Source organism: Acidithrix ferrooxidans (genome assembly GCF_000949295.1).
GTDB lineage: Bacteria > Actinomycetota > Acidimicrobiia > Acidimicrobiales > Acidimicrobiaceae > Acidithrix > Acidithrix ferrooxidans.
Genome location: NZ_JXYS01000013.1, coordinates 1 through 13,324, shown reverse-complemented (window position 1 = coordinate 13,324; position 13,324 = coordinate 1). Strand labels below are relative to the sequence as shown.

Sequence of the window (13,324 nt, the reverse complement as noted above, 5' to 3'; positions counted from 1 at the left end):
GTCTCGTGGGCTCGGAGATGTGTATAAGAGNCAGGGGTACGTTGAGGAATGGTAGTGTCGCGAGCCAAGTCGGCAACGTTCAACTCTCCGCTACTTCTTGCAGTCAACATTCTCGGGATCACTGGCAGCTCCGTGATACGTTGAAGGTTCGAGATATCCTCAGCCTCCCTGCGAAGTATGGCATTAGCATAGTTATAAAACCAAAGGTCACGACGCCTTCCCGGAGCACGATTCAAGACCTCGGGATGTCCCCCGCAACAGCTAGTTCGAGATAGTCACTTCGGCTCAGATCACTTGTATGGTTTATGAATCTTTCACCGGACAAAGCCCGATCGATGAACTTCTCCCTATGCCCTATGAGCTCACCCTGACTTAGGCCGAACAACTCGATAATCTCAGCCCAACCAGCAAGACTATCTTCAATAGTGGGTAATTTGAGGAGATTGGCCGATCCAGTCAAAAGAAACCTACCCAGACGATTATCGCCATCGACTACGAACTTTAGCGCTAAAACTAATTCAGGGACACGTTGTACTTCATCAATAGCCAAAAGACGACCTGGGTCGGAGTTGAGGAACCCGACTGGATCCTCACGGGCGCCGTTCGCCGCAACTGGATCGTCAAATGAAACTAACCGTCCGTCCTTAGAATCGACAATCTCTCTAATGAGTATCGTCTCCCCACCTTCCTGGCGCCCTGTATAACAACAACTCTGGTATCGCCAAGGGCCTCTAATACCCGACTCTTGGCATTTCTAGCGATTCGCACCATGTTTTGATTTTAGAAAATACTCCCCGATTTGCTGTACTTACTTCGCCGATCACCGACGGATCGTCTGTAGGACTGAACTCTCATTCCAGTTCACCGGCATCTCCCTGGTCCAGAAACCTCTAGAGCAATTCTGCAACGAACTCGGCCTCCACGATTCGCTGCATTTTCGCCCGTGAAACGAGCAATGTGTTACACGGATCCACCCGCTACAGGTGTACCGCTGCCGTATGCAACTCCGGCGGTGTTCGTCGTTGACAAGCGGGAGAAGGTACCAACCCGCCGCGAGAAATCGGTAGTAGCATCGTCGTCACCGATCTGTACCAGCGCATGGAAGGGACCATGGACGGGAACATGCCCAAATGAATTCCCGCCATGCTTTTGGATAGTAATCAACCTCGTGTGCAATCTGCGCCTGACATTAGGCAGGCCATACAGGAGCCAACTATGAGCTATGGGAGTTTGAGGGGCTCGTGGACTTCGGACGCGCTTGCTGTCAGGGGAATAGCAGATTGGCGGGGTGACGAACGTGACGTCGAGGAACTCTGGCCTTTGCTCATATTAGAGAAGTCTCAAAACTATTGCGGTGACGTGGCACTGGCGTACGTCGCCATCGGTGACTCCAATGATAAACGGAGATCTTCGGTCTATAAATGATAAAACCCATAGACTAGCAGCTGACAAATGACCCGGAAAGGCTTTTGCGCGAACAGATTGTCAGCTTCTATCCATTACGCCTGATGTCGCTCCAACAAGAAACTGAATCGCATCTGCCGAAAGCAACGCCCGTAACACATACTCGACGATGACGGCTTGCTCATTGATCGGTAAAAGGAGCACCGGTATCAGTCCTAGCTTGCTCCCGTTGATGTTTGATTGGCGCATCCCATCGATTTTGGAAAGTTCTACCTACTCATGTCCCCAAGCTAAATTAATCCAGTAGTTGATGAACTATGGGATTACAGCCCAACGATCAAATCACGCTCGGACAAAGTATCCAGAGCAGCTTGCAGACACCCCTACCCGAAAGACAGCGCTATTGTCCACAAGTTCGGAGGGTTCGTTCGATAGAACAAAGAGTCCCCTAGATCCAACATGAGCTCCTTGATCACTTCGCCATCGAAGCAATTTTTCAGATCGCTGACGTCCAACTTCCCACTTTAGATATTTCCCATTTGAAGTCTAAGGACACCTAGCGCTGGATCAGCAGCGCACCGTTCTGAAGTCCCGTACTCCATCCATCACAGCAAAGTCGCCATCCTCAATACATAGTAGGCGACTGCCAAACCAGCAATGGAAAGGGAGACCGCTAACTCCATTTGCTTGCGCGATTTCCTGCCCGACCGAATTTCGTTCAGCACATCGGATACCGAGTTGGCATAAGAGTTCGCCACCCGTCAATCGGTAGCTAATCTTTCACAGCACACTTCCGTAAGTATCGTATAGCGTAACCACAAAACTCATCAAACGACACTAAAGCATTAAAGCAAGTAAGCAAAAATGGAGATCAAATCAATAGAACTTCTATTATTCGAGCAAAAGCGTAGTAAATAACTACCTTTTTGCTACCATTTTTATCTTTCCCTGTGCATTACCGTTGTGTGAACTAAACTGATGAGGGTGAGAGCATTGACTGTATACGAGCGTCTTTTAGAGCGGGCTTTCGACCAACATGGCTTCATCCGCGCTGCTCAAGCGAGAGAACTCTCAATCAACCCAGCAATACTCCGTCAACTTGCCGCCGTTGGTCGTCTCGAACATCGAGGTTGGGGCCTTTACCGACTAGTAGCCATTCCCATCACAGAAAGGGATGAATTCCAAGAAGCCGTATTGTGGGCTAACGGATTAGGTGTTATTGCTGGGGAATCTGCGCTTGCCCTTTGGAACCTAGCGGACGTCAACCCTATGAAGATAGAAATAGTAGTTCCTCCCAATTACCAGCCTCGACGTCAAGGGCAGGAACGATACAGAATACGCCGACGAAATCTACAAATTAGCGACATCGAGGAAGTGGACAACATCCGAGTGATTACACCAAAATTGGCTATCGATGACGTCATAAAGGCGGGGGTTTCAGGTGAGCTCGTAGCACAGGCCATTGCAAATGCCAAAGCTCGTGAATTGATCGGCACCGTTACCGAAGCTCGCCTTCGCGTCCAACTAGCAGACAGAAGCACATCCAAAAATTCATTGCGCCATGAATGAATAAAAACCATTGCCCGGTGACAAAAACCATCTTGAGCGATTACTGACGGGATGGTCCAAATCGGAGGAGATCACCGTAGCTCGACTTCGTCACATTGTTGGCATCTCCGTCATCGCCCAGATGCTCGATGGACTACGCGACGATCAAAGAATACCTAGAATCGCATTCAAGGGAGGTTCCGCCCTCGTGATGCGTTTCGGAACTAAAGCAAGAGCAACCAAGGATCTCGATGCCGCATTTCGTGGCAACTTAGAGTTGGCAGTTAGTTTGATAACGGAGAAAGCTGAAATAGGGTGGTGTGGATTTACTGGAAGAGTGACCGAACCACAACCTATCGAAACCTTGATTGGATCAACCACCGCAATACGTTTCAAAATCAAACTTGCTTATCGCAACAAAGACTTTATGACCATCCCTTTCGAAATGTCTACCGAAGAAGCCGCTTCGTTAAACGAACCAGAAGTTATCGCTCTCGCAATCAGTCTCAAGCGTGTGCAGCTCATCGAGCCCGCTGCAATAGCATTCCTACCTATAAGATTTTAGATTGCTCAAAAGCTTCATGCCTGCACTGAAGCTCCGACCGAAGATCGCCCCAACTATCGGGCACGCGATCTCGTTGACATTTTGCTAATTGCTGAACTAGGAAATGTACACAACGAGCTATCGGCTACCAGATCAGCTTGCATCACGATATTAGAGGTTAGATGCGCTCAGCCATGGCCACCCGTCATTGGGGCTTACCCAGGATGGGACGAAATTTGGAGAAACCTCCAAGAAAACGAGAGAGTAGGAAACTCTCTTGATGAAGCCTTAGTAAGAGTGAACGACCTCATTATGCGCATCAACTCAGCGAAGTAACGCCTACCGGGACAACCTTCGCATACGAGTGGGCACCTTGATCGCTGATATCACAGACAACGGTGCCGCACTTATAGATAGAGATCGGACAACTACAAATTGGACCATGCCGGATCATCGGATTTCAGCGTGTTTGGCGCTATCTCGTTTTGTCAAAAGATACTTGAAAATGGTGGGCCAACCGGGACTCGAACCCAGGACCAAGGGATTATGAGGTGTTTACAAAGTATCAGAATTGATAACCTATTTATCCGAGTACGTCTCATTTTTGCTGCTCATTGAAGCGTTCTAGCAAGGATACCGAGACGGCCTCGGACTGGGTGGGATGTTCGCGGACACAATTGTTGGGTGAAAAGTTGGGTAAAGTTCAGGATCCACTTCCTCTATCGCAACTAACGATTCCAACCCAAGAATACGGAGAGGTCTTGCGATGCACCGCTATGGCGATGGCTCACAAGCGGAGAGAGAGACACCATTAACCAGGTAAACATTGCAAACCTTTGAGCGATCTCACCGAAGGCTACGATACCTACAGCAGAAAGTCACTCACCTCGCGGCCCAATAGTTGGCTTGCGTTTCTTTCGTTTCCAGCCATACTATACTCATGAGGACATTAACTCATTCAAATATCGCTGTAGACAACCTTGGCTCGTTCGTGGCAAAGGTACGGCCTGTCGTCAACGCCCAAGGAACCCTTTGACTTGAGGTTGGCAACCTTTCGTGCAATGTAAGTGGCGAACTCGCCTTGAACATCCTTACGCTCGTTCAGGCAACTGCGAGTGACAGGGCCGTGGAATGCGCCATCCTACCCAGCGAATTGAGCACAGGCGAAGCCGCTGACTCCAAAGTGACATCGGTTCGCTGCGAGGCGAGAATGAGACGCTGCGGAGTGAGAATGAGGCTCTAACACTTTGAGATCGGTTCGCTGCGGCTAAAGAACACTACCGTTGCCAACCAGATAGATGCGTTGACAACAAAGATCGCTGAGTTAGAGAAGAGGCTGGGCCGTCATTCGTCGAATTCATCTTTGTCACCATCCTCGTTTCCGGTAACTGTCAAGTCAGTTGACGTAATTTCTTGGAAATATCCTTGGTGTGCTGCTGTACCGTGGTTGACCACCTCTCTCGTTGTGCCACACTCGGCGTGGTTCATTTGTCTTCTGCTAGTGACCAGTTGCGAATCTTGCCGGAATGATACGCCCCGCTAAAAGCTTGTTGCTAGGGTTTTAGGCTACGTGGAGCAACAACTGTCGATGCGGGCCAAAGGCCAAGTAGCCCAATCTCAGCCGAGCCGGGGACGGATGCAGTGCTTTGGCGTGTGAGGTAAATTGATGAACTAGCGCCAAAACCTAACTGTTTGGGCTTTTAGCGGTGGTTTGTTATATTGGTGGTTTAGAGGCCGCTTTCCAAAGATACGACAAGCTCCTAGTTGCAATACCAAGTTACAAAGTCGATGTTTAACCCAGCGTTTAACCCAGCGTAGAACTAACCATGAGGCCAAGGCAATACCCATTACATATACGTGCTATGTTAGGCGAAGTGGTGGTTGCGATGAAGGCAGAGCGTTGAGACAAGGAATTTTGAAATGGCGCATGGAACTTCGATTTGGGACGGCGGTCCGTTGAAGTTTCTGCATGCTAGCGATTTGCATATAGATAGTCCACTTCGGGGGCTTTCTGCATATGAGGGAGCACCAATACAAGAGATCCGAGGTGCTACTCGTCGTGCCGTGGAAAACCTCGTGGGTGCAGCGGTCTCTAATGACGTGGATCTCGTTGTGCTAGCGGGTGATATCTTTGATGGCGACTGGAAGGACTACAGCACTGGCTTATTTTGGATTAGACAGTTAGTTCGACTCTACGACGAGGGAATTCCGGTTGTGCTTGTAGCTGGCAACCATGACGCAGTCAGTGAGGTTAGCAAGCGTCTTTCCTATCCTCCCAATGTCTATCAGCTATCAAGCGCTGCGCCACAGATTCAACTATTTGATGAGCTGGACCTAGCTGTTGTAGGTCAAAGTTATGCCAGTCGAGTGGTGGCGGGCGATCTGGTGGCAAATTTTCCTAGCGCAGACCCCGGACTTTTTACCATCGGCCTCCTACACACAAGCCTCGATGGTCGTGTAGGCCATGCTTCATATGCCCCTACTACTGTGGATATGCTCCGCAGTAGAGGTTATTCCTATTGGGCGCTCGGTCACGTACACCAACGAGAGGTCGTATCCACTGAGCCCCATATTGTCTTTGCGGGCAACCTTCAAGGTAGACATATTCGAGAGACTGGTCCAAAAGGAGCATCGCTCGTAACCACCCAAGAGGCAGAGGTTGTCTCAATTGCGCCTCTGGAACTAGATGTCGTTCGATGGACGAACTGTTATGTCGATGTAAGTCAAGCTCAAACCTTCGAAGAGGTGATCTCAGAGATATCTCAAGTGCTAGATAAAAGTGTCATCGATGCCTCTGGAAGACTTGTGGCTGCTCGAGTCAATATCAGTGGCACATCACCGATCCACAGAGAGCTTTGGAGGCGATCCGAGCAATTAGATAGTGAGGTTCGTGGGCTTGGAGCGGTCCGAGGTGATCTTTGGATAGAGAAGGTGGTGCTGGGTACTCGCAACTTCGTCAGAGCTGATGGTGAAGTGGTTGAGGCTATTCGACAAAGGGCAAAGCAACTACAAGACGACCCAGAGGAGTTCGCTAGCCTTCTTTCGGTCTTTATGGACCTGCGTAATAAATTGCCCCTTGAGCTGCGGGTGAATGGATTGAACGGCGAGGAATCGGTGGGGCCTACCTCAGAAAGTCATCTTCGAGCCACGTTAGAATCTGCCGGTGATCTAATATCTAGCCTTTTGAGCGAAACGGATCCATCATGAGGCTTCTAAGGTTGAATCTTGTCAAGTTTGGGATGTTCACTGAAAGAGAGCTGGATCTACTTGCAGAGGGTGTCAACGTCATAATCGGCGCCAATGAAGCGGGCAAGACGACGACGATGGCGGCAGTTCGACAACTTTTCTATGGTATACCTCTACGCAGTCCCTATTCGTATCTTCATTCGAACTCCGACTTGCGCATAGGTGCAATCGTGCGCCCTAATGATGGCAGTGACTTTGAGGTCTATCGGATCAAACGTAACACGCAATCCTTGCGATCTGGTTCTGATCTTCCAATTTCCGAAGCGACGATGGCCGAGGTGCTCGGTGGGGTAGGGGCAGAAGTCTATGACTCCCTTTTTTCAATCGGCCATGAGGAGATTGTCTCAGGTGGACAGTCTCTCCTAAAGAACGAAGGCGAGCTAGGGCGAGCCCTTTTTGCTGCCAGCACTGGTCTAACGCAACTGAACTCAGTTATGGCCAAGTTGGATGCAAAAGCAGGCGAACTATTCAAATCCGGGGCTTCGAAACCACGGATAAATGCAGCTCTAACGAGCTACAAAGAGTCGACTTCGGCGGTCAAGGCACATAGTCAGAGTTCTTCTGCGGTTGAGGAGCTCGATAAGTCACTTCATATAGCAAACGAACGACTTAGCAAATTAGAATTGAGCTATCGTGAACTCTCTGGCGCTTTGGTTCGAGCCACGAGGGTTCTATCTTCCAGGGGCCAAATTGGCCGAAGAGCCCAACTTCTTCAGGAGTTTTCGGGAATCGACTTAGGAAATGTCCGAGTCACCCCAAATATGCAGTCACTTCTCAATGAATCCCTAGAGATCCGTAGAGAATGCCTAGCCAGCCTTGCAACACTCGTGCCCGATCTTGAAAAGCTTGATATGAGACTTGCTGAGATCGACGTTGACGAACCCCTACTTTCACGCTCTGAGGAGATCGAACACCTAAGTGAACAACTTGGAGGAATTCGCCAGAACCTAAAGGATCTACCTAGTCTCAATAAGCAGGTTGGAGACCTCGAGCGGGAGCTTGAAGTGTTGTTTCGACGGGTTCCAAAGAATTGTCGCAGAGATGATAAGGCTATGCCCGTGATTAGTGACGTTGAACGATCACAGATCCAACGCCTAGGGGAGGCATGGCCAAAGATAGACGACGCCTTAGTTGGTGCACGTCTCTCAAGAGATGAGATAAAGGTTACTCTTAGTCGCAACATGGATGATCGTGATCTGCTACCTGAAGCCTCCGATATCTCGAACTTACGGGTAGCTCTAGCTCGGATCCGAGAGGCTGGTCAGCTCGAGTTGAGCCTAGAGGGATATCGACAACAGATCATAGGACTCGAAACCAAGATCAATTCCTCAATTGCATCTCTTGGTCTTACGATAAGCCCAAGAGAGTGCGACAAGCTTTCGTTACCTTCGCTAGCACGAGTTAATGATGTTGCTCAACACGTTATGCAAGCAAATGCAGCACTTGCAGAGGCACTTGGTGAAGGTAGAAGAATTGATGCGGAGCTGGCAAAGATAAAAGATGATCTCGAAGGGCTCATTCAACGTAAAGACCCGCCATCTATCGAGGAACTTTCTCTTGCCCGTGCCCATCGCGATGAAGGATGGGCCCTGGTGCGCCAAGTCTGGCTGGAAGGCGAGGCGATCGAATCACAAGCCCAAGCCCAGGCACAAGCCCAGGTATGGAGCGATGGCCAGTCACTTGACCGGGCTTATGAAGCCGCAGTAAGTGGGGCTGACAAGATTGCCGATAGGGGCTGGCATGAAGCCAGGGATGTGGAAAAGCGAGCCAACCTAGAGCGCCAAAGTGCCCTCGATCTCGCCTTGATTGAGGAAAATGCACGACTGATCGAGGTGCGCCGTGGTGAGTGCGAGGTCGCAGGTCGAGAGTGGGCCATGCTATGGGAGCCACTTGGAGTTGTGGCTTCGAGCCGGGCTGAGATGGATGAGTTCTTGGAGGCGGCACGAGAACTGGGATCGCAATCGCTAACACTTAGAGATCTTGATGCAAAAGAAGGCGAAGTGAGCGCAACGATATTGCGCTGTGTCAATGATCTGCGTGGCCTTCTTGGTGAGGTTGGAGATATACCCCAGGACACCTTGAGTCTGGTTGCTCTACTTGAACGGGCAGAACAGCTTTGTTTGAGATCAGAGACCCTGGATCGCCAAAGATTATTGGTCGACCAAGAGATCAAAGGCAATCGTAGCTTGATGGAAAAGCACGAACGCGCGGTGGTTGTCGCTGAGAGCAACCTTGCTTTATGGGAAGTTGAGTGGAGCGAGGCAATTGCGCCCTTGGGTGTTGATGGTACGACCAAACCCCAAGATGTCTCATCGTTGTTGTCTACCCTCAAGATGATCGAGGATAAGCAGATCGAATTAGATGAAAAGCGACGTCGAGTCCTTGGGATGGAGCGGCGAAACTTTCAGGTCGAAGAGCGGTTGAAGGCAGTTCTGAGCTTCCTTTCACATCTCACGATCGATGCCACCTCAACAGAGATGAGAATCAATGCCCTTCAAAAGTTACTAAAGATTCAACAGAACGCCGATGCGACACGACGGGCTCTAGGAGAACAACGCGATAGTAAGGTTCTTGAGGTCGAGAGGATTAGTAGGTCCAAAGCAGATGCAAATGCGAAGATAGATGCGCTGATCAAGGAGGCATTTGTTCCCGATGAACAGTCATTGATAGCGGCGATCGAATCTAAGAAGCGTTCCGAGACACTTATTTTGGAAATTGAGAAGATAGAGACCGATCTATATGGTGCTAGCGGTGTTTCACTTGATGTGCTCTTGGAGGAAGTTGACTCCTTGGCCGGAAGCGACCTTGACGCGCTGATCAAAGAGCTGTCTGGCGAACTTGATGATTGTGATCAAGAGCGCAAAGAGGTCGCTGTGGTCATCGGTGGTCTTAATGTCAAGAGGGCATCGATCGATGACTCTGATGAAGCAGCCCTAGATGCCGAGCGCACGCAGTTCATCCTTGCGGATATTGAGAATAACTGTGATGAGTATGTCCGGGTCATGGTGGCTCGCTATCTTTTAGAACAACAGATTGTTGAGTACCGTTCTCAAAATCAGGGGCCGATTCTTCGACGGGCAAGTGAAATCTTTAGGCAGCTTACCCTTAGAGAATATTCTGGAATTGATACCGACGTCGATGAAAAAGGCAACCTTGTGATTCTTGCTACGGCTACATCCGGAGGCTCGTTGGACGTTGGGGCATTGAGCGTAGGCGCCCGGGATCAGCTCTATCTTTCACTGCGTCTTGCTGGCCTTGAACACTATGCCTTTGGTACCCGAAACTTACCGTTGCTACTCGATGATCTATTCGTACATTTCGACGATGCGCGCACTAGTGCAGGTCTGGCTGTATTGGCACAGCTCTCTTCCAGAATGCAGGTGCTGCTCTTCACCCACCATGAGAGAGTCGCTGAACAGGCAGTGGATGCCATTCCGACCGACCAACTTCGGGTTCAAGTATTGAAACATTAGAGGGTGCTTGTGACGATAGAGCGGATTGGTTTGCCATTGAATAGCCCAGCATTAGGTAATTGCTCAAATGGATTATTACAGCTACGACAAGGATGATCCTATTGTCTGTCCTTAGTATCACAGGTTCGTTACCTTAGAGGCTGATTTAGATAAGGGCCAAGGCAGCACAGTTGAATCTGTCATGAGATTGACTTAGATTGGCCAGATTGACCTAGGGTTCCCCTTCTAAGGGGGTCAGCTTGTCGGCCTCCCCTCCTCGCACCAAGAGGCTGCTAAGCTTTTTGATCTGTCTTTAGCCCTTAAATGAATCAAAAGTTCCCCCGACCTCGTTCGTCAGTGCCAATCTCTCTTACTATCGTTATTTTGTATGATTCTTTCCGATCGCACCATACGCTCTGAGATTGAGGCTGGACGAATAGTAGTTGACCCATTGGGTGAAAATGCAATTCAACCCTCATCTATAGATCTACGTGTCGATCGCTTCTTTCGTATCTTTCGCAACCATGTAGCTAAGGTGATCGACCCACGTGTCGAACAAAAGGATCTAACTGAAGTTATCGAGGTAGATCCCGATGGTCTTTTTATCCTGCATCCAGGTGAATTTGTCCTAGGCTCAACTCTTGAGCGCATTGGAATCCCAGACAACTTAGTAGGCCGCCTGGAAGGAAAATCATCCCTTGGCCGTCTTGGCCTTTTGATTCACTCAACCGCCGGCTTTGTCGATGCTGGCTTTAGTGGCAATATCACCTTGGAACTCTCCAATGTAGCCAATCTCCCAATAACTGTCTATCCAGGTATGAAGATCGGACAGATCAGCTTTTTGGAGATGACAACCCCAGCCCTTATCCCATATGGCTCTAAGAGTCTTGGCTCTAAGTACCAAAATCAAAGCGGCCCAACCCCATCTATGAGCCATAAGAACTTCGAAGAATAACCATCCTCGCCATCGACTGTTATTTGGTGCGGGGTGACTGCGTCAGCCATCTATGAGCCATAAGAACTTCGAAGAATAACCATCTATAGAGTTGGCAGATTTGTTACTTGGTGGTAACATTGGTTTTTGCCTATTTTATGACTGCTCTTTCCTCTAATCTATTTGGATGTTCCACCAATTGGATACTTTTGCCAATTGGTTGTTTCAAACTAAATGGCGACTAAATGACGAAATGAGCACTCGTTAGAATCTTTTGGCACCGATGAAGATCCCTGGAGGCTAGATGCGTCTAATCGTTGGATTAGTAATTACTGTGGCTGCATTGGCCATAGCTCTAAATAGAGCGCTATTTATTATGAAGTTGGTGAGATCTGGAGCTAAAGCCCCAAATCGCTCATCAACCATAGCTTCTCGAATTTCAACTGAACTCACAGAGGTACTTGGTCAACGAAAGCTCCTCGCCAAGACAATCCCAGGAATTGCACACTTCTTTACCTTCTGGGGATTTACCATTTTGATCGCAACGATCATAGAGGCGTATGGAGCTCTCTTTCAATCCAACTTCGCCATTCCACTGATTGGCCATGACTCATGGCTTGGCTTTATCGAAGACTTCTTCTCTGTAGCTGTCTTAGTCTCTTTGGTCGTCTTTTCAATAATCAGAGTGATAAATGCACCTAAGAAAAAGGCCAAGGCATCTCGCTTTTATGGATCACATAACTCTGCAGCATGGCTAGTACTGGCGGGAATAGCCCTAGTTGTCATAACCCTATTGGTCTATCGAGCCGCTCAAGTAAATACAGGTGACTTCCCCTATTCCAACTTCGCATTTGCAAGCCACCTAATCGCTAACGCCCTAGCACCCCTGGGCCATTCAGCCAACAGCGCAATTGAGACCATCTTCTTATTGGGTAACATCGCCATCATCATGGGCTTTTTGGTCTTTGTCACCTACTCCAAGCACCTACACATCTTCGTAGCTCCAATCAACATCGCATTCTCTCGACGTCCCAAGGCACTAGGTGCCCTAGATAAGACACCTAACATGGACCCAGAGGAACTAAGTGAAGACAGCGTCTTTGGTGTAGGCAAGATAGAGGACTTCTCCTGGAAGCAACTGCTAGATCTAGTAACTTGTACAGAATGTGGTAGATGCCAAGAACAGTGTCCCGCCTGGAATACACAAAAGCCCCTCTCTCCCAAACTCCTTATCATGGATCTAAGAGAGCACCTCTTTGAATCCTCCCAGCGCCTATTGACAACCACCAAAGACTCCGGAACCACACAAGTTCTGCAAGAACCCAAGATGCTGGTCCCAAGTGTCATAGATCCAGATGTCCTGTGGTCTTGTACCACCTGTGGAGCTTGTGTTGAAGCTTGTCCTGTAGATATAGAACACATCGATGCAATTGTAGATATGCGTCGTTACCAAGTTCTAATGGAGAGCGACTTCCCAAGTGAAGCCCAAGGCATGCTCCGTAACATAGAAAACCAAGGAGACCCATGGGGCCTTGGCTCTTCTCATCGAGGAGATTGGGTATCAGAGCTTGACTTTGAAGTCCCAATAATCACCAATGAGATCCCTGAGGATATCGAATACCTCTTTTGGGTTGGCTGTGCTGGAGCACTAGATGAAAGAGCTAGAAAGGTCACCCAATCGATTGCTCGCCTACTTCATAGATCTGGAGTCACCTTTGCAATACTTGCAAAGAAAGAGAGCTGCACCGGTGATCCAGCTCGAAGACTAGGCAACGAATACCTCTATCAAAGCCAAGCAATGACCAACATAGAGACCCTAAATTCAGCCAAAGCCAAAAAGGATCATAGCCTCTTGCCCTCACTGCTTTAATTCCTTAGCCAATGAATATCGTGGCCTAGGTGGCAACTACGAAGTCATCCATCACACCCAACTACTCAAAGAGCTAGTAGATGCCAAAGCACTAGTTCCAACCATTACCCAAGATGCCAAAGTAACCTATCACGACCCATGTTACCTAGGTCGCCACAACAACATCTACGAAGAACCAAGAAGTGTCCTTGGATCGCTTCCAGGACTGTCTTCTGTTGAGATGCACAAGCACAAAGAAAAGGGCTTTTGCTGTGGTGCCGGTGGAGCTCGCATGTGGCTAGAAGAAAAGATCGGCAAGAGAGTAAATGTAGAACGCATGGATCAAG

At 49.0% G+C, this 13,324-nt stretch carries 12 protein-coding genes; 8 read left to right on the top strand and 4 right to left on the bottom strand.

Features of this window, described 5'->3' with window-relative positions; genetic code table 11:
* Positions 1-232: 232 nt before the first annotated feature.
* Positions 233-658, bottom strand: coding sequence for an AAA family ATPase (locus AXFE_RS18245; RefSeq protein WP_235347540.1), 426 nt, complete (start codon positions 656-658; stop codon positions 233-235).
* A 302-nt stretch (positions 659-960) separates the two neighbouring features.
* Positions 961-1,164, bottom strand: a complete 204-nt coding sequence (locus AXFE_RS18990; protein ID WP_152625819.1) for a hypothetical protein — start codon at positions 1,162-1,164, stop codon at positions 961-963.
* Between the two features lie 51 nt (positions 1,165-1,215).
* On the opposite strand from AXFE_RS18990, the gene AXFE_RS02790 reads away from it, so the two are divergent.
* Positions 1,216-1,425, top strand: coding sequence for a hypothetical protein (locus AXFE_RS02790; RefSeq protein ID WP_152625818.1), 210 nt, complete (start codon positions 1,216-1,218; stop codon positions 1,423-1,425).
* Between the two features lie 60 nt (positions 1,426-1,485).
* On the opposite strand, the gene AXFE_RS19830 is transcribed toward AXFE_RS02790, so the two are convergent.
* Entirely contained in the window at positions 1,486-1,653 is a 168-nt protein-coding gene (locus tag AXFE_RS19830) for a restriction endonuclease subunit S domain-containing protein (RefSeq protein ID WP_160291702.1), read from the bottom strand.
* Positions 1,654-2,397: 744 nt separating this feature from the next.
* Here AXFE_RS19830 and AXFE_RS02785 point away from each other — a divergent pair.
* A complete protein-coding gene (locus AXFE_RS02785) occupies positions 2,398-2,973 on the top strand; it encodes a type IV toxin-antitoxin system AbiEi family antitoxin domain-containing protein (RefSeq protein ID WP_052604371.1) in 576 nt (191 codons plus the stop codon).
* A gap of 10 nt (positions 2,974-2,983) precedes the next feature.
* Positions 2,984-3,517 (top strand): nucleotidyl transferase AbiEii/AbiGii toxin family protein, encoded by a 534-nt coding sequence (locus AXFE_RS02780; protein ID WP_052604370.1) that lies wholly within the window; start codon positions 2,984-2,986, stop codon positions 3,515-3,517.
* Positions 3,518-4,840: 1,323 nt separating this feature from the next.
* Here AXFE_RS02780 and AXFE_RS19825 read toward each other — a convergent pair.
* A complete protein-coding gene (locus AXFE_RS19825) occupies positions 4,841-4,984 on the bottom strand; it encodes a hypothetical protein (protein ID WP_160291701.1) in 144 nt (47 codons plus the stop codon).
* A gap of 432 nt (positions 4,985-5,416) precedes the next feature.
* Here AXFE_RS19825 and AXFE_RS02775 point away from each other — a divergent pair, with 432 nt between their 5' ends.
* The 5 genes from AXFE_RS02775 to AXFE_RS21270 all read left to right on the top strand — a co-directional run.
* Positions 5,417-6,703: a metallophosphoesterase family protein gene (locus tag AXFE_RS02775; protein WP_052604369.1), complete on the top strand. Its 1,287-nt coding sequence runs from the start codon at positions 5,417-5,419 to the stop codon at positions 6,701-6,703.
* Positions 6,704-6,714: 11 nt separating this feature from the next.
* The gene (locus AXFE_RS02770; protein WP_160291700.1) at positions 6,715-10,215 is read left to right on the top strand and encodes an AAA family ATPase; all 3,501 of its coding nucleotides are present in this window, start codon (positions 6,715-6,717) and stop codon (positions 10,213-10,215) included.
* A 367-nt stretch (positions 10,216-10,582) separates the two neighbouring features.
* Positions 10,583-11,149: a dCTP deaminase gene (gene dcd / locus AXFE_RS02765; RefSeq protein ID WP_052604367.1), complete on the top strand. Its 567-nt coding sequence runs from the start codon at positions 10,583-10,585 to the stop codon at positions 11,147-11,149.
* Positions 11,150-11,432: 283 nt separating this feature from the next.
* Positions 11,433-12,998 (top strand): (Fe-S)-binding protein, encoded by a 1,566-nt coding sequence (locus AXFE_RS02760; RefSeq protein ID WP_052604366.1) that lies wholly within the window; start codon positions 11,433-11,435, stop codon positions 12,996-12,998.
* Positions 12,949-13,324, top strand: a 376-nt coding sequence (locus tag AXFE_RS21270) for a (Fe-S)-binding protein (protein WP_160291703.1), incomplete at its 3' end; no start/stop codon positions are given. The genes AXFE_RS02760 and AXFE_RS21270, both read left to right, overlap by 50 nt.